We start from the raw sequence: 18,426 nt of genomic DNA, 5'->3' as shown, positions 1-18,426 counted from the left end.
CAGTATCGGAAGGAACGGCGAAAGCGTCGCTTGATGGACGCATTGAGTCTGGACCCCCTCGAAGAAGCGTCTGAAGAAAAGGCGCCGAAACCCGAGGAGAAGGGTGGACTTGATCGCTGGCTGGTGTATGTGAATCCGATTGACCGTGAAATTCTGGTGCTACGATTTGTCGCAGAGCTGGAGTTTCAGGAGATCGCAGACATCATGCATATGGGCTTGAGTGCAACAAAAATGCGGTACAAACGCGCTCTAGATAAATTGCGTGAGAAATTTGCAGGCATTGCTGAAACTTAGTTCGGCGCAAATATCTCTTACGTGTAGGCAAGTTCTGATAGACTTGCCGCCGAGTTGTCCCCCGGTTTGCGGGACTGCTTCACAATCACCAGATGGGGATTTAACGGATGAAACTGAAAAACACCTTGGGCTTGGCCATTGGTTCTCTTATTGCCGCCACTTCGTTCGGCGCTCTGGCACAGGGCCAAGGCGCAGTTGAAATCGAAGGCTTCGCAAAGAAAGAGTACTTTGACAGCACTCGCAACTTCAAAAACGACGGCAACCTGTTCGGTGGTTCGGTTGGTTACTTCCTGACCGACGACGTTGAACTGCGTCTGGCCTACGACGAAGTGCATAACGTACGTGCCGACGACGGCAAGAACGTGAAGGGCGCTAACACCGCTCTGGACGCTCTGTACCACTTCAACAACCCAGGCGACATGCTGCGTCCTTACGTCTCGGCCGGTTTCTCCGACCAGAGCATCGACCAGAACGGTTCGAACGGTCGTGACCGTTCCACCTTCGCCAACGTTGGTGGCGGCGCCAAGCTGTACTTCACCGACAACTTCTACGCCCGTGCCGGCGTTGAAGCTCAGTACAACATCGACCAGGGCAACACCGAGTGGGCTCCTAGCGTCGGTATCGGTGTGAACTTCGGTGGCGGCTCCAAGCCTGCTGCTGCTCCAGTTCCAGCACCAGCTGAAGTTTGCTCCGACAGCGACAACGATGGCGTTTGCGACAACGTTGACAAGTGCCCTGACACCCCAGCCAACGTAACTGTTGACGCTGATGGCTGCCCAGCAGTTGCTGAAGTTGTTCGTGTTGAGCTGGACGTGAAATTCGACTTCGACAAGTCGGTAGTCAAGCCAAACAGCTACGGCGACATCAAGAACCTGGCTGACTTCATGAAGCAGTACCCATCCACCACCACTACTGTTGAAGGTCACACTGACTCCGTCGGTCCTGACGCTTACAACCAGAAACTGTCCGAGCGTCGTGCAAACGCCGTTAAGCAAGTTCTGACCAACCAGTACGGTGTTGAATCGTCCCGCGTTCAGTCTGTTGGCTACGGCGAATCCCGCCCAGTTGCTGACAACAAGACTGAAGCTGGTCGCGCTGTAAACCGTCGCGTAGAAGCGCAGGTTGAAGCTCAAGCTAAGTAATTAGCCCGCAGCTGCGAGAAAAGCCCGGCTCAGGCCGGGCTTTTCTTTGTCTGCGATTTGGTCGGAGCGGAGTAAGTCGGGGGATTCAGGCCAGTCCATCGGCTGTGATCGCGGGGAAATCACAGTGTTGCACGGCACGGGCCGCCACGCTGCCGATCACCAGGATCGCCGGGCTCTTCAGTTCGAAACGACGGGCGTCAGACTCCATTGCCGCCAGATCACTGCGGCATTCGCGCTGATGGGGCAACGAGGCGTTTTCAATCATTGCCACTGGCGTGTTTACCGCCATGCCTCCGGCCAGCAGTTGCTGGCGAATTTCACTGAGCTTGGCCACACCCATGTAAATCACCAACGTCGTACCGCCCTGGGCCAGTGCCTGCCAGTTCAGGCTGCTGCCGTCTTGCGTGTGCGCGGTGACCAGTGTCACCCCGCGCGCTACACCGCGTAGCGTCAACGGGATATCGCATTGCGTGGCGCCAGCGAGCCCGGCCGTGATGCCGTTGACCAGTTCCACCTCAACCCCGCGCTCACGCAGCCACTGCGCTTCTTCACCGCCGCGTCCGAAAATGCACGGATCACCCCCCTTGAGTCGCACCACGCATTTACCCTGACGCGCGTAACGCAGCATCAAGCGATGAATGAACGCTTGCGGCGTGGACCGGCATCCGCCGCGTTTACCCACGGGAATGATTCGCGCCTGCTGGCAATGTTCGAGGACCGCGGCATTCACCAGGTCATCGATCAGCACCACATCCGCTTCCCTCAGTGCCCTTGCAGCCTTGAGAGTCAACAGTTCCGGATCACCCGGGCCCGCGCCCACCAGCCAGACTTTTGCGCTCATCGTGTGTTCCTCAGTTGAAATCAGCCATGAAATACCGCAAACAACAGCACCAGATTCGCCAGCAGCGACATCAGCGCCAACGACCGCCACACCTTCAGCGGTTCGCGTTCCAGCAGCGGGCGAGGGCGCACATTCAAGCTGTGCCGCTCGCCTTGTTCGATCAGCAGCAGCCATTCCTCCGCCGTTTCAAAACGTTGACCAGGATCGGCGGCAACCGCGCGTTCCAGGCTTTGTGTCATCCATTCCGGCAGATCGGGGCGATAGCGGCTGGCGCTGACTGGCCTGCCGAACCGTGGTCGTTGGAACGCTTCGATTTCGCCATAGGGAAAATGCCCGGTCAGCAGATAAAACAACGTCACGCCGACCGCATACAGGTCCTGTTGCGGTGTCGGCGGTTCGCCGCGAAATGCTTCCGGCGCAATGAAACTGGGCGTTCCGGGAAGAGCAGCGGGCTGGTCTTCAGACAGGCCGGGACAGAAGGCGAGGCCGAAGTCCAGCAAGCGCAGTTCGCCGTCGTCACTGAGCAGCAGGTTTTCCGGTTTGATATCGCGGTGGAAAATCTGCCGTCGGTGCAACATTCCGAGCGCTTTGAGCAGGCGTTCAGCCAGGTCCTGCCACTGAGCCAGCGGCAGTGGTCCGGTCTGCGAATGCAGTTGCGCCAGGGTCGTCCCGGAGTATTCGCGCATCACGTAGTACAAATGCTGACGCTGGCTGGCGGCATGCACCTCAGGAAAATGCCGACCGGCCACGCGTTTGAGAAACCATTCCTCCGACAGCAAGGCTTGCCCGGCCTGGTGATCGTCGTGCAGATGGCCGGGCAAGGTTTTCAACAGCCACGGTTGTTGCTGGCTGTCACGCACGCGATAAAGCAACGACTGCTGGCTCTGGCCAAGTATCCCTTCCACTTGCCAGCCTTCGAACTGCTGTCCAGGCTTCAGCGGTGGCGGCAGGGGCCATTGCTGCAGGTGAATCAAGGCATCACCGATACTGCTTTCACCGAGGCCATCGACCCGTACCAGCAGGGCACTGGCGTTGTCTTGGCTGCCGGCCAGATGCGCTGCATGAACCAGCGTCTGCGCAGCGCTATCGAGGTCCGGCTGATCACGCAGGATCGCAGCAATGGCGGTGTCGCCCAGGACCGCCCAGATCCCGTCGCTGAGCAGCACGAAGCTCTCATCGAGGCGCAATTCACCGTCGAGGAAATCCAGCACCAGGTGTTGATCCAGTCCAAGTGCCCGCTTGAGCACATGCTGCATGCCCGGCTGATCCCAGACGTGATCCTCGCTGATGCGCTGCAATTGATCGGCGTGCCAGCGATACACCCGGCAATCACCGACGTGAGCCAGGGTAAATCGCCTGCCACGCAGCACCAGGGCGCTCACAGTGGTCAATAGCGGTTGTCCGCCACCGTTGGCCTGCAGCCAGCGGTTTTGCGCCAGCAGCAGGCGATCAAGGGCTTGTGCGACGCCCCAGGTTTCCGGGGTGGCGTAGTAGTCCAGCGCCAGCGCCTGCAATGTCGATCGGGCGGCCAGGCCACCATCGGCGCACTGGCTGACGCCGTCGGCGATGGCGAACAGGTAGCCCTTGCTCGCCGCCAGTGCCGGGGCGGGCGTGACCAGACGCAAGGCGTCCTGATTTTCTTCGCGAGGGCCGGTGGCGCTGGCTTCAGCGAAGCTCAATTGCAGGCTCATTTAAGACCTCAAACCCGCGCAGCGGTCACGGCTGCCGAACCCCAGGTGGTTCTCCAGCGACGTTTTACGCCGTGCAGGCCAAACCACGCGAGCACCGCCAGGCTGGCGAACAGCCACAGTGCCAGCTGGTAACTGCCGGTGCTTTGTTTGATTGCGCCCATGCCTGCTGCCAAGGCAAAACCACCGATGCCGCCAGCCATGCCGATCAGACCGGTCATAACCCCGATTTCGCGGCGAAAACGCTGAGGGACCAACTGGAAAACCGCACCGTTGCCTGCACCCAGGCCAAGCATGGTGCAGACGAAAAGCGCCAGGGCGGCATAGGAGCTTGGCAAATTGAAGCCGACGGCAGCAATGCAGATCGCCGCTACGGTGTACATCCCCAGCAAGGTGCGGATGCCACCGAAGCGATCCGCCAGAGCACCGCCCAGCGGACGCATCAGACTGCCACCGAATACGCAGGCGGCGGTGTAGTAACCCGCGGTGACCGGGTTCAGGCCGTATTGGTCGTTGAAGTAGCCGGGCAGTGCGCTGGCCAGGCCGATGAAACCGCCGAAGGTCACGCTGTAGAAGAACATGAACCACCAGCTGTCGCGGTCGCCCAGGGCTTTGAAGTAATCGGCCATTGACTTGGCTTTGGGCCGTTCAGGGGCATTCTTGGCCAGCCAGGCGAACACGATCAGTGTCAGGATCAACGGGATCAGGGCGAAGCCGAACACGTTGCTCCAGCCAAACGCCGCTGCCAGCACCGGCGCAATCAGCGCGGCAAGGACGGTGCCCGAGTTGCCCGCACCCGCGATGCCCATGGCTTTGCCCTGGTGCTGCGGCGGGTACCATTGCGACGCCAGAGGCAGGGCCACGGCGAAGGACGCGCCCGCCATGCCGAGGAACAGTCCCAGCAGCAGCGCTTGCTCGTAACTGTGGATGCCGAGTTTCCAGGCACCGAACAGGGCGCAGATGACGATGACTTGCCCGATCAGGCCGGCAGTTTTGGGAGACAGGCGATCAGCCAGCATGCCCATTACAAACCGCAGTACGGCACCGGCCAGAATCGGCGTAGCGACGACAAGCCCGCGCTGTTGAGTGGTCAGGTGCAAGTCACCGGCGATCTGCACTGCCAGGGGGCCGAGCAGGTACCAGACCATGAAGCTCAGGTCGAAGTAGAGGAACGCCGCGAACAGGGTTGGGGTATGGCCGGATTTCCAGAAGCTTGAATTCATCGCGCACCTCAGCTGATAGGAGTCTCGAACGGGAGCCAAAACAAAAAAACGCCGCCACCTGATTCGCCGGGAGGCAAATACGGTGAGCGACGTCTTTGTCGTAGATTGGGCAACCGCCGTTGGTTACCTGTGGGATTTACTTAGCGAGATCTGTGCCAACAAGTCGTTTTTGTGGCGAGGGAGCTTGCTCCCGCTCGGCGTTGAAGCCGTCTTGAATCCTGTGATCGAGTTGTGCCTGATTCACTGAAGTTGCAGGTTTTGGGGCCGCCGCTACGCAGCCCAGCGGGAGCAAGCTCCCTCGCCACGGTGGTCGTGTCAGCCGAGCAGTTCACTCATCGCGATAATCTGCTCCGCCACCTGAATCAGCTTCTGCTGGCGGCTCATGGCCTGGCGGCGCATCAGGGTGTAGGCCTCTTCCTCGTTGCAGTCCTTCATTTTCATCAGCAGCCCTTTGGCCAGTTCGATGCGCTTGCGCTCGGCCAGTTGCTGATCGCGGGCGTGCAGTTGGGCGCGCAGGGCCTGGTCACTTTCGAAGCGGGCCATGGCCACATCCAGAATCGGCTGCAAGCGTTGGGCATGGATGCCCTCGACGATGTAGGCGCTGACCCCGGACTTGATCGCCTGGCGCATCACGCCGGGGTCGTGCTCGTCGGTAAACATCACGATGGGGCGTGGCTGGTCCCGGCTGACGAGCACCACTTGTTCCATGACATCGCGGCTCGGTGACTCGGTATCGATCAGAATCACGTCCGGACGCACCGTTTCGACGCGTTCAGGCAGGTCGATGGTCAGGCCTGACTCGTCGATGACCTCGAAGCCGGCTTCGGTGAGGGCCGCTTTCAGGCGTCCGACTTTTTTCGCGGTATCGTTGATCAGCAGGATACGCAACATGTTCGCAGTCTCCTGTCAGCAGTTGGCGAGTCGGGGCGAGTTGTCGCTCATTGCGTGCAGTTTGAAGCTGCGCGCATAGCCGGCGGGGTCCGAACCGTTCCAGACCTTGCCATCGATCAACTGGCTGCTACGCATCTCTTTGCCCAGCGATGCGACACCGACGGCACTGGCGGCCTCACGGTACAAGTCCAGTTGCTGAACCTGACGGGCTACCGCGAGGTAATCCGGGTCATCGCGCAACAGCCCCCAGCGACGGAACTGGGTCATGAACCACATGCCATCGGACAGATACGGCAAGTTCACTTCACCGTCACCATGAAAACGCATGGCATGCGGGTCGTGCCAGCGATTGCCCAGTCCGTCGTCATAGTCGCCCAGCAGACGCGGTTCGATGCATGCCAGTGGTGCGTCGAGGTACTGTGGCGCGCTGAGCAATTGCGCAGTGCTGCGGCGGTTTTCGAGACTGTCTTCGATAAAACGACTGGCTTCCAGGATCGCCATCACCAGTGCCCGGGCGGTGTTGGGGTATTGCTCGACGAAGGCGCGGGTGCAGCCTAGGACTTTTTCCGGATGATCGGGCCAGATCGTCTGGGTGGTCGCCAGGGTAAAACCGAGGTCCTGTTGCACGGCGCTGGCGGACCAGGGTTCGCCGACGCAGAAACCGTCGATGCGTCCCGCCTGCAGGTGCGCGACCATTTGCGGCGGTGGTACCACCACACTGTCGACCTCCAGCAACGGATGAATGCCCTGGCTGGCGAGCCAGTAATACAGCCACATGGCATGGGTGCCAGTGGGAAAGGTCTGGGCGAACGTCAATTTTGGGCGAGTTTGGTGCACGTGCCGGTGAAGTGCCTCAGGACCGGTCACGCCAAGGCCCTGCAAGCCATGGGAGAGGTTGATGCTCTGGCCGTTCTGGTTCAGGCCCATGAGCACGGCCATGTCGGTCGCTGCCACGCCGCCGATACCCAGGTGCACGGCGTAGATCAAACCGTACAGGCTATGGGCGGCATCGAGTTCACCGCTCACCAGTTTGTCCCGCAGGTTGGCCCACGACGACTGGCGCTTGAGGTTCAGGGTCAGGCCGTAAGGTTGGGCGAAGCCCTGAGTCGCGGCGACAACCACCGAGGCGCAGTCGCTCAAGGCCATGAAGCCGAGGTTGATTTCGGTCTTTTCCGGGGCATCGCTGCCATTGACCCAGGCCAGAGGGCCGGCTGATGGTTCGTTCATCGATTTCGCACCTTCAAAAAAAACGTCGTCCCAGACCTGGTACCCGCAAGGCCGCGTGACGACGTCGTTGTCCTTGCACGCATTCCGCCGTTGGCCTGCGTGCTGATGCTTCGATGGGTGCAAGGCATATGCCATCCCGGGATTCACGGCAAAGAGATCGCCCGCCAACCTCAACCCCGGCTATAATCGCCGCCTCATTTCGCCGCCAATCGAGTCAAATCCGCCCATGTACACCCTGGCCCGTCAGCTGTTGTTCAAACTTTCCCCGGAAACCTCCCACGATCTGTCCCTGGACCTGATCGGCGCGGGCGGACGTTTGGGCCTTAACGGCTTGCTGTGCAAGGCACCGGCGAAGATGCCGGTCAACGTCATGGGCCTGGATTTTCCGAATCCGGTGGGGCTGGCCGCCGGCCTGGACAAAAACGGCGCGGCCATTGACGGTTTCGCCCAATTGGGTTTCGGTTTTGTCGAAATAGGCACCATAACCCCGCGTCCGCAACCGGGTAATCCGAAACCACGGATTTTCCGATTGCCGGAAGCCGAGGCCATCATCAACCGAATGGGCTTCAACAACCTTGGCGTCGATCACCTGTTGGCCCGTGTGGCAGCCGCCAAGTACAAGGGCGTGCTGGGCATCAACATCGGCAAGAACTTCGATACCCCGGTCGAGCGCGCGGTTGACGATTATCTGATTTGCCTGGACAAGGTCTATGCCCACGCCAGCTACGTGACGGTCAACGTCAGCTCGCCGAACACACCGGGCCTGCGCAGCCTGCAATTCGGCGATTCGCTCAAGCAACTGTTGGCCGACCTTGCCACGCGTCGCGCTGAACTGGCGCTGCGTCACGGCAAACACGTGCCGCTGGCCATCAAGATCGCCCCGGACATGACTGACGAAGAAACTGCGCAGGTTGCGCAAGCGTTGATCGAAACCGGAATGGACGCGGTCATCGCCACCAATACCACCTTGAGCCGTGTCGGCGTCGAGGGCATGGAGCATGGTGACGAGGCGGGCGGCCTGTCCGGTGCACCGGTTCGCGACAAGAGCACCCACACCGTGAAGGTGTTGGCGGCGGAGTTGGGCGGCCGCCTGCCGATCATTGCTGCCGGTGGCATCACTGAAGGCAAACATGCGGCAGAGAAGATCACTGCCGGTGCGAGCCTGGTGCAGATCTACTCCGGCTTCATCTATAAAGGCCCGGCGCTGATTCGTGAATCCGTAGACGCAATCGCTGCCCTGCGCTGAAGGCTCAAGGGAGCTTTTGTGGCGAGGGAGCTTGCTCCCGCTGCGAAGCAGCCCAAAGCACCCGCTTCAGTAAGTCAAATTGATTGAGAACACCGGGTTTACGATTGCTTCGCAACCGGGCGGGAGCAAGCTCCCTCGCCACAAAAACAGGTTTTCCTTGCTTTGGAGCAAGCATAAAAAAGGGCCCCTTCAAAGGAGCCCCTGGGCCGCAGCCCGCCGTCCGGATGGGACGTGCGTGGTTAATTCAGTACAAAATCAGATTGTCGTGTCGGAGTGTTGTGCCCTGTAATTAGCCGACGGCGTGAAGTTCGTTGAGTCTGTGGATTCCCGCAGTGCCGGTCATACCGTCCCAGTTGTCGCCGCGTCCTTCTCGCCAGCCGTTAATCCAGGCTTGACGTACCGACGGTAGAGTAAATGGGCAAAGCTCACGGGATTTGCCACCAACGCCATATTGATATCCGCGCAAAAATGCTCTTTCCAACGGATCACGCTTAAGTCTTCTCATAGGGTGTTGCCCTCACTTGTTGACTGTATTTATCGCGTCGACCTCAATTGAGGTCTGGCAGAAAAACTCTGCCGTTGGGGGCTCGTTGCCGGCGTGACGAGCCAAGGTGTTGGCGCCATTGCGGTGCCAACCTGAGTTGAGTTCTAACCAATGCGTCACATCGAGGGAATGATCGTTTTGTCATAAGGACGTAACTGTTCATGTGCTATGGCCATAAGTAACCGCATGTTAGCTGGGTATTTTTCAGGTAAACCCCGGTATGATCGGCCCCGCACAGCATGATCAGGTTAATCCTTTGGTGAGAATGCCTCCCGTTGCCGGGAAGGACTATTCGACGAAGGGTCGACTTATGTCATTTTGTTGCATCAACTTTTTTATCTGTCCTTGCATCTAAGCTCATTTAACCCGGGCAGCAGGGGTGGAACGGCACACCTTCGTGCCACGCGGGCGCTCTTCGAGAAAAGCGCCTGATTGAAAACCGGTCCGGCAATGCGTTGTCGGGCCACTCAGCCAAAGGCTCCGAATTCTCATGTCCGATCGTTTCGAACTCTTCCTCACTTGCCCAAAAGGCCTTGAAGGCCTGCTCATCGAGGAAGCCGTCGGGCTTGGCCTTGAGGAAGCACGTGAGCACACCTCTGCCGTGCGCGGCATGGCCACCATGGAAACCGCTTATCGCCTGTGCCTGTGGTCGCGCCTGGCCAACCGGGTATTGCTGGTGCTCAAGCGTTTCCCGATGAAAGACGCCGAGGACCTCTACCACGGCGTGCTCGACATCGAGTGGCAAGACCACATGCTCAATGACGGCACCCTGGCCGTCGAATTCAGTGGTCACGGCTCGGGCATCGACAACACCCACTTCGGTGCCTTGAAGGTCAAGGATGCCATCGTCGACAAACTGCGCACCCCGCAGGGCGACCGTCCATCCATCGACAAACTCAACCCGGACCTGCGCATTCACCTGCGCCTGGATCGCGGCGAAGCGATCCTTTCCCTCGACCTCTCCGGCCACAGCCTGCACCAGCGCGGCTATCGCCTGCAGCAAGGCGCGGCGCCGCTGAAGGAAAACCTCGCGGCCGCCATCCTGATCCGTTCCGGCTGGCCACGTATCGCAGCGCAAGGTGGCGCACTGGCTGACCCGATGTGCGGTGTCGGTACCTTTCTGGTGGAAGCGGCGATGATCGCTGCTGACATCGCGCCGAACCTGCGTCGCGAGCAGTGGGGATTCACCGCCTGGCTGGGTCACGTACCGGCGCTGTGGAAAAAGCTCCATGAAGAGGCGTCCGAACGCGCCGCTGCCGGTCTGGCCAAGCCACCGTTGTGGATTCGCGGTTACGAAGCCGACCCGCGTCTGATTCAGCCGGGCCGCAACAACGTCGAGCGTGCCGGCCTCAGCGAGTGGATCAAGATCTATCAGGGCGAAGTCGCGACTTTCGAGCCGCGTCCGGATCAAAACCAGAAAGGCCTGGTGATCTGCAACCCTCCATACGGCGAGCGACTGGGCGACGAGGCGAGCCTGCTCTACCTTTACCAGAACCTCGGCGAGCGTCTGCGTCAGGCCTGTCTGAACTGGGAAGCCGCCGTCTTTACCGGCGCGCCGGATCTGGGCAAGCGCATGGGCATCCGCAGCCACAAGCAGTATTCGTTCTGGAACGGCGCCTTGCCGTGCAAGCTGCTGTTGATCAAGGTGCTGCCCGACCAGTTCGTCACAGGCGAGCGTCGTACCCCGGAACAGCGTCAGGCCGAACGGGAGCAAGCGGCCTATGACGAGGCGCCGAGCGAGCCGCAAGAGCGCAAGTACAACAAAAACGGCAACCCGATCAAACCCGTGCCGGCGCCGGCCCCGGTGGTCGAGCAGCCGCGCCTGAGCGAAGGCGGGCAGATGTTTGCCAACCGCCTGCAAAAAAACCTCAAGGCCTTGGGCAAGTGGGTCAAGCGCGAAGGCATCGACTGCTATCGCGTGTACGATGCCGACATGCCGGAATATTCCATGGCCATCGACCTGTATCACGATTGGGTCCACGTCCAGGAATACGCCGCGCCGAAATCCATCGATCCGGAAAAAGCCTCGGCGCGGATGTTCGATGCCCTGGCCGCCATTCCGCAGGCTTTGAACATCGACAAGAGCCGCGTGGTGGTCAAACGCCGCGAGCGTCAGAGTGGCACCAAGCAATATGAACGCCAGGCGGCTCAGGGCAAGTTCGTCGAGGTCAACGAAGGTGGCGTGAAGCTGTTGGTCAACCTCACCGATTACCTGGATACCGGCCTGTTCCTCGACCACCGTCCTATGCGCATGCGCATTCAGAAAGAGGCGGCTGGCAAGCGCTTCCTCAATCTGTTCTGCTACACCGCCACGGCCAGCGTGCACGCGGCCAAGGGCGGTGCACGCAGCACCACCAGCGTCGACCTGTCGAAAACCTATCTTGACTGGGCGCGTCGCAACCTGTCGCTGAACGGTTTTTCCGACAAGAACCGTCTGGAGCAGGGCGATGTGATGGCCTGGCTGGACGCCTGTCGTGACGAATACGATCTGATCTTCATTGACCCGCCGACATTCTCCAACTCCAAGCGCATGGAAGGGATTTTCGACGTGCAACGCGATCAGGTGCAGTTGATCGATCTGGCGATGGCTCGGCTGGCGCCGGGCGGGGTGTTGTACTTCTCCAACAACTTCCGCAAGTTCGAGCTGGAGCCCAACCTCAGCGAGCGCTACGCGGTCGAAGAGATTACCGCCCAGACCATCGATCCGGATTTTTCCCGCAACGCCAAGATTCACCGCGCCTGGAAAATCACGGCCCGTTGATATCTGAAGGCGTTGGATCCACAGAGCCTTGATTTTAAAAGGCTCTGTGGATTCTTTCTGTACTGGTCAAATTAGTGGCTAATAGCTATAACTCAACTCAGGGCCAAAGGGCTTTCCCGCACCTGGCGTTTTGAGTTGCGTTTATGTCGTTGCACGCCGTGCGCCCAAAAATCCTGGGTTTTATCAGCGAAGATGTCTCGGCCTGGCTGGTCGCGCTTCTGGTTTTGCTTGTCGGCGGGATTCTCACGGGCTTGCTGGCATGGTCGACCCTCAATCTGTTTCACCAGCAATTGCGGCAACGCTTCCAACTGCTGGCCAGTGAGCGTTATAGCCGTATCGAAGAACGCTTCGAAGATCAGGAGCAGCGCCTCGATGGCCTGCGCCGGTTCTTCGCCAACTCCGATTCGGTCTCCCGAGAGGAGTTCAACGGCTATACCCTTCCGTTATTGCATCGGACCCAGGCGTATTCGTTTGCGCAACGGGTGAGCCGTGACGAACGTGCGGCGTTCGAACGCCGTGTTCGTGATGAAGGCTTGAGCAGTTTTGCTTTTCGCGAGCTCAACGCCGACGGCCAGTTGCAACTGGCTGGCGAGCGGGACGAGTACGTGGTGGTGCTGTTCAGCCAGACGCAAAGCAAACTCGGTGCGCCGCTCGGTTACGATTTGCTGGCCCAGCCGTTGCGTCGTGCCACATTGCAGCGAGCGGACCAGAGTGGCCAGATGGCCGTCTCGCAACCGATGCATCTGGTGAGTATCGAGCCGGCGTATGCGCGGGGCGTGCTGCTGGTCGCTCCGGTCATGTCGGGCAACAGTCCGACGACGACCAAACCATTCGGTTATGTCATGGCCGTGATCAGCATGCGCCAATTGCTGGCGGACGGCTTGCCGGAAGCGGGGCGTGACTATCTGTCAGTGCGCATCCTCGATCTGTCCATCGATGATCAGCATGAAGTGCTGTATGAATCGCCAAACACAGCGGCCGTCAGCGAGTTGTCGGCGACCCGGCTGTTGCGAATGGCCGATCATGATTACCAGGTCGACATCCAGCCCAGCGAAGCGTTTCTCAAGGCCAACCACTCATCGGTGACCACGCTGGTGGTGCTCGGTGGTTCGCTCAGCATGCTGCTCAGTGCCTTGCTATACGTACTGGTCAGCCAGCGGCAGCGAGCGCTGAAGATGGTTGAGCAAAGGACCGAAGAGTTGCGCGCTCGGGAGCAGGAACTGCGTGGCACCCACGGCCAGTTGCGCGGCGTGCTGAACGCGGCGACCCAGGTGGCGATCATCGCCACGGATTTGCGGGGCGTGATCAGCACCTTTAACGCCGGAGCCGAACAGATGCTCGGCTACACCGCCGCCGAAGTGGTTGGGCACATGACCCTGGAAAACCTGCACTTGCCCCGGGAACTGGCGGCACGCTCGGCAGAACTTAGCGCACGTTTCGGCAAACCGGTCCCGACCTGCCATGCAATGTTGGTCGAGGGCGGCGAAGGCACCGGGCACGAGGCGCGGGAATGGACGCTGGTGCGGGGGGACGGCAGCCATTTGATCGTCAACATGCTGGCGACTCCGGTGCTTGATGAGCAAGGCCTGTGGGTCGGCCATCTGGCGGTGTGCATCGATATCACCGAACGCAAACGCGTGCATGAAGCCCTCGCAGCGCGGGACTTGTTATTGAAGAAACTCAGTGCCCATGTGCCCGGCGGCATCTATCAATTCAAGATGGAATTCGACGGACGCTTCAGCGTCATCTATGCCAGCGATGGCATTCGTGAAATCTACGAGCTCGAACCGGACGTTTTGCTACTCAATGCCGAAGCGATCTTCACGCGCATCCATCCCCAGGACACCACCCGTGTGCGCGCCTCCATTCGCGCTTCGGCGGACACCCTCAGCCCTTGGCGCGAGGAGTATCGCGTGCAGCTGCCACAGCGCGGTTTGCGTTGGGTACGCGGCGAGGCGACGCCGGAAGAGCTGCCCGGCGGCGGCGTGCTCTGGCATGGCTACATCTCGGATATTTCCGACATGAAGCGGGTGGAAGAAGAGCTGCGGGCGCTGTCGATCACCGACTCCCTCACCGGTATTCACAACCGGCGCTATTTCCAGGAGCGTCTGACCACCGAAATGGCCCGGGTCGAGCGTGGTAGCGGCGAACTGTCGGTGATCATGCTCGACATTGACCACTTCAAGCGCATCAATGACCAGCATGGGCATGCCGTGGGTGATCGGGTGTTGCAGATCGTCTGCGAGCGCATTGGCAATCGGCTGCGCCGCACGGATGTATTTTGTCGATTGGGTGGCGAAGAGTTCATGGTGCTGTGCCCGGGCATTAACGGTGAGCACGCGCATGTACTGGCCCTGGAGCTGTGGCAAGGCTTGCGCAGTTCGCCGATCGACGAGGTCGGGATCGTCACTGCGAGTTTCGGGATTGCCAGTTGGCGAGTCGGCGAGGGCGCGGACGCGCTGCTGTTAAGGGCGGACTCGGGGGTGTATGCGGCGAAGCAGGCGGGCAGGGACCGGGTGCAGGGCGAGACGAATTGATATGCGCTGTACGCATACCCTGTAGGAGCCAAGCTTGCTCGCGATGGCGGTCTGTCAGTCACATTTATGTTGAATGTGCTGCCGCTATCGCGAGCAGGTTTTGCTCCTACAGGGAATCTCTGCAGCCTCTGCAGCCGATTAGAGCGCCGAAGCGGTCTGCGCCAGTTTCGGCTGGCGATACAAGTCCAGCAGCACTTGGTCGAGCACCGATGATGCACCGAATGGCGCCTTGTCGTTGAGGATCGCCACGACGGCCCAGGTGTTGCCGTTGACGTCTCGGCTGAAACCGGCGATGGCGCGCACGGTGTTCAGGGTGCCGGTTTTGACGTGGGCTTCGCCGCGCATCGCGGTGGTCTTCAGGCGCTTGCGCATGGTGCCGTCGGTGCCGGCAATCGGCATCGAGCTGATGTACTCGGCGGCGTAAGGGCTGCGCCAGGCGGCCTGCAGCATCGAAGCCATTTCCCGGGCGCTGACGCGTTCGAAACGGGACAGGCCGGAGCCGTTCTCCATCACCAGGTGCGGCGCGGTAATGCCTTTCTTCGCCAGCCACTGGCGTACGACCCGCTGTGCCGCCTTGGCATCGTCACCGTCGGCATCGGTACGGTATTTCTGCCCCAGGCTCAGGAACAGCTGCTGGGCCATGGTGTTGTTACTGTATTTGTTGATATCGCGGATGATTTCCGCCAGATCCGGCGAAAATGCCCGCGCCAGCACTTTGGCGTCTTTCGGCGTTGGCGCCAGCACATCCTTGCCCTGGATGCTGCCGCCCAGTTCTTTCCAGATCGCTCGCACGGCACCGGCCGTGTACGTCGCGTGATCAAGCAGCGACAAGTAAGTCTGTGAACTGCAACCTTCACCCAACTGGCCGCCGACGGTCACCGTCACACTGCCATCGGCCTGGGGCACCGGGTTGTAGCGCACACCGCCGGTACATTGCTTGGAGTTGAGAGCCTTGACCTGATTGTCGATGCGAATGCTGGCAATGGGTGGTTCCACCGAAACCAGCACCTTGCCCGAGTCATTGCGCGCGACAAAGCGCAAGGCCTTCAGGTTGACCAGCAACGCATCGGGTTTGACCAGGAACGGTTTGTTCTCGTCATTGCCGTCGTCATTGAATTCGGGCAATTGCGGTTGCACGAAGAAATTCTTGTCCAGCACCAGATCGCCGGTGACCTGAGTCACGCCGTTGGCGCGCAGGTCACGCATCAACAGCCAGAGTTTTTCCATGTTCAGCTTCGGATCACCACCACCCTTGAGGTAGAGATTGCCATTGAGGATACCGCCGCTGAGGGTGCCGTCGGTGTAGAACTCGGTTTTCCACTGATGGTTCGGGCCGAGCATTTCCAGGGCCGCGTAAGTGGTCACCAGCTTCATGGTCGACGCCGGGTTGACCGATACGTCGGCGTTGAAAATAGTCGGAGTGCCCGGGCCGTTGAGCGGAATCATCACCAGCGACAGGGCGTTGTCCTGCAGCTTGCTGGCCTTGAGGGCTTTTTGGACGTTGGGAGACAAAGAGGTGTTGATCGGGTCAGCGCAAACAGGAAGGGCCAGGGGAAGCAACAGGCCGGCCAGCAATAAAGGACGTAACGATTTGATCATGTGAAATAGAACCCTGCAGCCGAGGGGAAAAAAAACGAGGGCATGAAGATAAATTCCCCCAGTGGTCATGAAAGTGTCGGCATTATGCCCCAAGGCGTCACGGCTTGTGCCGTGCCTTGACCATTCAATCGGCTATTTTTTTACCGGCGGTAGCCCTTGCGGCCCACTGAGTCGGGCAATCGGCGGCTTAAACTGCTAAAGTGCCGGCCGTTATTACTTAAGAGGATTGTTCCAATGGCGACTAACCGTTCCCAGCGTCTGCGCAAAAAACTGTGCGTCGATGAATTTCAAGAGCTGGGTTTCGAACTGAACCTGGATTTCAAAGAAGATTTGGCTGATGAAGCCATTGATGCTTTCCTCGACGCGTTCCTCAAAGAAGCCATGGAAGCCAACGGTCTGGGCTATGTTGGCGGCGACGACTACGGTCTGGTTTGCCTGCAGAAGCGTGGCTCGGTCAGCGCTGAACAGCGCGCCGCCGTTGAAGCCTGGCTCAAAGGCCGCACCGAGCTGACCAGCGTTGAAGTCAGCCCGCTGCTGGACGTCTGGTATCCGGAAAAGCCGATCAATCCGGTAGCTTGATGTTCTGAAAACGGCGACCCGAGGGTCGCCGTTTTTTTATGCCTGTTTTTTGTGCGCACATGGCTTGATGAACCGTTCGCTGTAGGAGCGAGGCTTGCCCGCGAAAGCGCCCTCAAACCTTGCGCCAGTTCAGAATCAGCAGCGTCACGACCCCCGCCACAATCCCCCAGAATGCCGAACCAATGGAAAACAGCGTCAGCCCCGACGCCGTGACCATGAAGGTAATCAGCGCCGCCTCACGTTCCTTCACTTCGCTCATGGCAATGCTCAAGCCATTGATGATCGAGCCGAACAACGCCAGCGCGGCTATCGACAACACCAGTTCCTTTGGCAGCGCCGCAAACAGCGCTGCCAGTGTCGCGCCGAATACCCCGGCAATCCCGTAGAAAATCCCGCACCAGACAGCGGCGGTGTAGCGCTTGTTGCGATCCTCGTGGGCATGCGGCCCGGTGCAGATGGCCGCGCTGATCGCCGCCAGGTTGATGCCGTGGGAGCCGAACGGCGCCAGCAGCAGCGAAGCGATACCGGTGGTGGTAATCAGCGGCGAGGCTGGTACGTTGTAGCCGTCGGCGCGCAGTACGGCGATACCGGGCATGTTTTGCGAGGTCATCGCCACCACGAACAGCGGAATGCCGATGCTGATCGTTGCGGCCAGGGAGAAGTGCGGGGTGGTCCAGACCGGCGTGGCCACTTCCAGGTGGAAACCGCTGAAATCCAGCAGCCCCATGAACCCGGACAACGCTGTACCGATCAACAGCGCGGCCAGCACCGCGTAACGCGGTGACAGGCGCTTGACCAGCAGATAAGTGACAAACATGCCCAGGACCAGCGCCGTGCGATGCTGGGCGGCGACGAAGATCTCGCTGCCGATCTTGAACAGGATGCCCGCCAGCAGCGCGGCCGCCAAAGAAGCCGGAATCTTTTTGACCAGGCGTTCGAAGCTGCCGGTGAGACCGCAAATCGTCACCAGCACGGCACAGGTTATATAGGCGCCGATGGCTTCGCCGTAGGACACGCCGCCCAGGCTGGTGATCAGCAGGGCGGCGCCCGGGGTCGACCAGGCAATCGTGATGGGCGTGCGATAGCGCAAGGACAGGCCGATCGAGCACACTGCCATGCCAATCGAGATCGCCCAGATCCACGATGAAATCTGCCCGCTGGTCAGGCCGGCCGCTTGCCCGGCCTGGAACATCAGCACCAGTGAGCTGGTGTAGCCAGTCATCATCGCGATGAACCCGGCGACGATGGCCGATGGTGACGTATCGGCCAAGGGGCGTAGCTGAGTGTGCGTGGCGTCAGTCATGACGATGGTGTTCCTTGGTTCAGAGGACTATGTCCGAGGCCACCCGGTCCCTGTAGGAGCCGAGCTTGCTCGCGATGACGGCGTGTCAGTCGACAGTGTTTTCGAAAATGAAATCGCTATCGCGAGCAAGCTTTGCTCCTACGGGGGCGTGTGCGGGCTGCGGATTCTGTGATCAAGCCTAAACTCAAACGTAATGGATCGTTGCGATACAGCGGATGTGACAAACAGCCGTACAGTCGTGTTGCCACCATCCATTGTGTACAATCGCAGTGTTTTTTACGCGATACTTGCCAGCGACCCACTGTGCCGTATTACAGTCACGGTCAATTCGCCGCAGTTCTTCCGACTCGAGTGCCCATGAACGAACAGTTGCAACCCCTAAAGAAACAACCGCGAGCAGGCAAAGCCGGCCGTAGCGGTACCCAGGACGATATTGTCTACGCGCATATCTTCGAGGCCATCCTCGAACAGCGCCTGGCGCCCGGCACCAAGTTGAGCGAAGAAGCGCTGGGGGAAATTTTCGGGGTCAGCCGCACCATCATTCGCCGCGC

General features: G+C 59.9%; 15 protein-coding genes. 7 read left to right on the top strand and 8 right to left on the bottom strand.

Features of this window, described 5'->3' with window-relative positions; genetic code table 11:
* On the top strand, positions 1–294 hold a 294-nt coding region (locus tag D8V06_RS22995; RefSeq protein ID WP_277751313.1), incomplete at its 5' end, for a sigma factor-like helix-turn-helix DNA-binding protein.
* Between the two features lie 107 nt (positions 295–401).
* Entirely contained in the window at positions 402–1,436 is a 1,035-nt protein-coding gene (locus D8V06_RS22990; RefSeq protein WP_130931878.1) for an OmpA family protein, read from the top strand.
* 85 nt (positions 1,437–1,521) lie between these two features.
* On the opposite strand, the gene cobA is transcribed toward D8V06_RS22990, so the two are convergent.
* The 5 genes from cobA to D8V06_RS22965 form a co-directional block, all read right to left on the bottom strand.
* Entirely contained in the window at positions 1,522–2,277 is a 756-nt protein-coding gene (cobA, locus tag D8V06_RS22985) for a uroporphyrinogen-III C-methyltransferase (protein ID WP_056856965.1), read from the bottom strand.
* A 20-nt stretch (positions 2,278–2,297) separates the two neighbouring features.
* On the bottom strand, positions 2,298–3,968 hold the full coding sequence (locus D8V06_RS22980; RefSeq protein WP_130931877.1) for a bifunctional protein-serine/threonine kinase/phosphatase: 1,671 nt from the start codon (positions 3,966–3,968) through the stop codon (positions 2,298–2,300).
* Positions 3,969–3,976: 8 nt separating this feature from the next.
* Entirely contained in the window at positions 3,977–5,188 is a 1,212-nt protein-coding gene (locus tag D8V06_RS22975; protein WP_056856967.1) for a nitrate/nitrite transporter, read from the bottom strand.
* Positions 5,189–5,503: 315 nt separating this feature from the next.
* Positions 5,504–6,079 carry an ANTAR domain-containing response regulator gene (locus tag D8V06_RS22970; protein ID WP_056856968.1) on the bottom strand — a complete coding sequence of 192 codons (576 nt, stop codon included), beginning with the start codon at positions 6,077–6,079 and terminating at the stop codon, positions 5,504–5,506.
* Between the two features lie 15 nt (positions 6,080–6,094).
* The gene (locus tag D8V06_RS22965) at positions 6,095–7,306 is read right to left on the bottom strand and encodes a CmpA/NrtA family ABC transporter substrate-binding protein (protein WP_056857096.1); all 1,212 of its coding nucleotides are present in this window, start codon (positions 7,304–7,306) and stop codon (positions 6,095–6,097) included.
* A 226-nt stretch (positions 7,307–7,532) separates the two neighbouring features.
* Between D8V06_RS22965 and D8V06_RS22960 the strand changes: the two genes are divergently transcribed.
* A complete protein-coding gene (locus tag D8V06_RS22960; protein WP_056856969.1) occupies positions 7,533–8,552 on the top strand; it encodes a quinone-dependent dihydroorotate dehydrogenase in 1,020 nt (339 codons plus the stop codon).
* A gap of 289 nt (positions 8,553–8,841) precedes the next feature.
* Here the strand turns inward: D8V06_RS22960 and D8V06_RS22955 are convergent, their stop codons facing one another.
* Entirely contained in the window at positions 8,842–9,057 is a 216-nt protein-coding gene (locus D8V06_RS22955; RefSeq protein ID WP_003223300.1) for a ribosome modulation factor, read from the bottom strand.
* A gap of 529 nt (positions 9,058–9,586) precedes the next feature.
* Between D8V06_RS22955 and rlmKL the strand changes: the two genes are divergently transcribed.
* Together rlmKL and D8V06_RS22945 are read left to right on the top strand one after the other, a co-directional pair.
* Entirely contained in the window at positions 9,587–11,857 is a 2,271-nt protein-coding gene (gene rlmKL / locus D8V06_RS22950) for a bifunctional 23S rRNA (guanine(2069)-N(7))-methyltransferase RlmK/23S rRNA (guanine(2445)-N(2))-methyltransferase RlmL (RefSeq protein WP_056856970.1), read from the top strand.
* A 143-nt stretch (positions 11,858–12,000) separates the two neighbouring features.
* A complete protein-coding gene (locus D8V06_RS22945; protein WP_130931876.1) occupies positions 12,001–14,394 on the top strand; it encodes a GGDEF domain-containing protein in 2,394 nt (797 codons plus the stop codon).
* A gap of 138 nt (positions 14,395–14,532) precedes the next feature.
* On the opposite strand, the gene dacB is transcribed toward D8V06_RS22945, so the two are convergent.
* Entirely contained in the window at positions 14,533–15,993 is a 1,461-nt protein-coding gene (gene dacB / locus D8V06_RS22940; RefSeq protein WP_056856972.1) for a D-alanyl-D-alanine carboxypeptidase/D-alanyl-D-alanine-endopeptidase, read from the bottom strand.
* Between the two features lie 234 nt (positions 15,994–16,227).
* Between dacB and D8V06_RS22935 the strand changes: the two genes are divergently transcribed.
* Entirely contained in the window at positions 16,228–16,572 is a 345-nt protein-coding gene (locus tag D8V06_RS22935; RefSeq protein ID WP_007971486.1) for a YggL family protein, read from the top strand.
* Positions 16,573–16,684: 112 nt separating this feature from the next.
* Here D8V06_RS22935 and D8V06_RS22930 read toward each other — a convergent pair whose 3' ends face one another.
* The gene (locus tag D8V06_RS22930) at positions 16,685–17,875 is read right to left on the bottom strand and encodes a benzoate/H(+) symporter BenE family transporter (RefSeq protein ID WP_130906148.1); all 1,191 of its coding nucleotides are present in this window, start codon (positions 17,873–17,875) and stop codon (positions 16,685–16,687) included.
* Positions 17,876–18,232: 357 nt separating this feature from the next.
* On the opposite strand from D8V06_RS22930, the gene D8V06_RS22925 reads away from it, so the two are divergent.
* Positions 18,233–18,426: GntR family transcriptional regulator (locus tag D8V06_RS22925; RefSeq protein WP_130931875.1), on the top strand; the 194-nt coding region annotated here is incomplete at its 3' end.

The sequence above is a fragment of the Pseudomonas sp. Sample_24 genome, assembly GCF_004307605.1.
Taxonomy (GTDB): Bacteria; Pseudomonadota; Gammaproteobacteria; order Pseudomonadales; family Pseudomonadaceae; genus Aquipseudomonas.
Note: the sequence above shows the minus strand (reverse complement) of the source record. Positions and strands in the feature narration are given on the sequence as shown.

Bases quoted from the DNA above. Each gene is read 5' to 3' on its own strand.
- D8V06_RS22975 (WP_056856967.1), bottom strand. From the start codon at position 5,188: ATGAATTCAAGCTTCTGGAAATCCGGCCATACCCCAACCCTGTTCGCG.
- D8V06_RS22960 (WP_056856969.1), top strand. From the start codon at position 7,533: ATGTACACCCTGGCCCGTCAGCTGTTGTTCAAACTTTCCCCGGAAACC.
- D8V06_RS22970 (WP_056856968.1), bottom strand. From the start codon at position 6,079: ATGTTGCGTATCCTGCTGATCAACGATACCGCGAAAAAAGTCGGACGC.
- D8V06_RS22955 (WP_003223300.1), bottom strand. From the start codon at position 9,057: ATGAGAAGACTTAAGCGTGATCCGTTGGAAAGAGCATTTTTGCGCGGA.
- cobA (WP_056856965.1), bottom strand. From the start codon at position 2,277: ATGAGCGCAAAAGTCTGGCTGGTGGGCGCGGGCCCGGGTGATCCGGAA.
- rlmKL (WP_056856970.1), top strand. From the start codon at position 9,587: ATGTCCGATCGTTTCGAACTCTTCCTCACTTGCCCAAAAGGCCTTGAA.
- D8V06_RS22930 (WP_130906148.1), bottom strand. From the start codon at position 17,875: ATGACTGACGCCACGCACACTCAGCTACGCCCCTTGGCCGATACGTCA.
- D8V06_RS22990 (WP_130931878.1), top strand. From the start codon at position 402: ATGAAACTGAAAAACACCTTGGGCTTGGCCATTGGTTCTCTTATTGCC.
- D8V06_RS22965 (WP_056857096.1), bottom strand. From the start codon at position 7,306: ATGAACGAACCATCAGCCGGCCCTCTGGCCTGGGTCAATGGCAGCGAT.
- D8V06_RS22945 (WP_130931876.1), top strand. From the start codon at position 12,001: ATGTCGTTGCACGCCGTGCGCCCAAAAATCCTGGGTTTTATCAGCGAA.
- D8V06_RS22980 (WP_130931877.1), bottom strand. From the start codon at position 3,968: ATGAGCCTGCAATTGAGCTTCGCTGAAGCCAGCGCCACCGGCCCTCGC.
- D8V06_RS22935 (WP_007971486.1), top strand. From the start codon at position 16,228: ATGGCGACTAACCGTTCCCAGCGTCTGCGCAAAAAACTGTGCGTCGAT.
- dacB (WP_056856972.1), bottom strand. From the start codon at position 15,993: ATGATCAAATCGTTACGTCCTTTATTGCTGGCCGGCCTGTTGCTTCCC.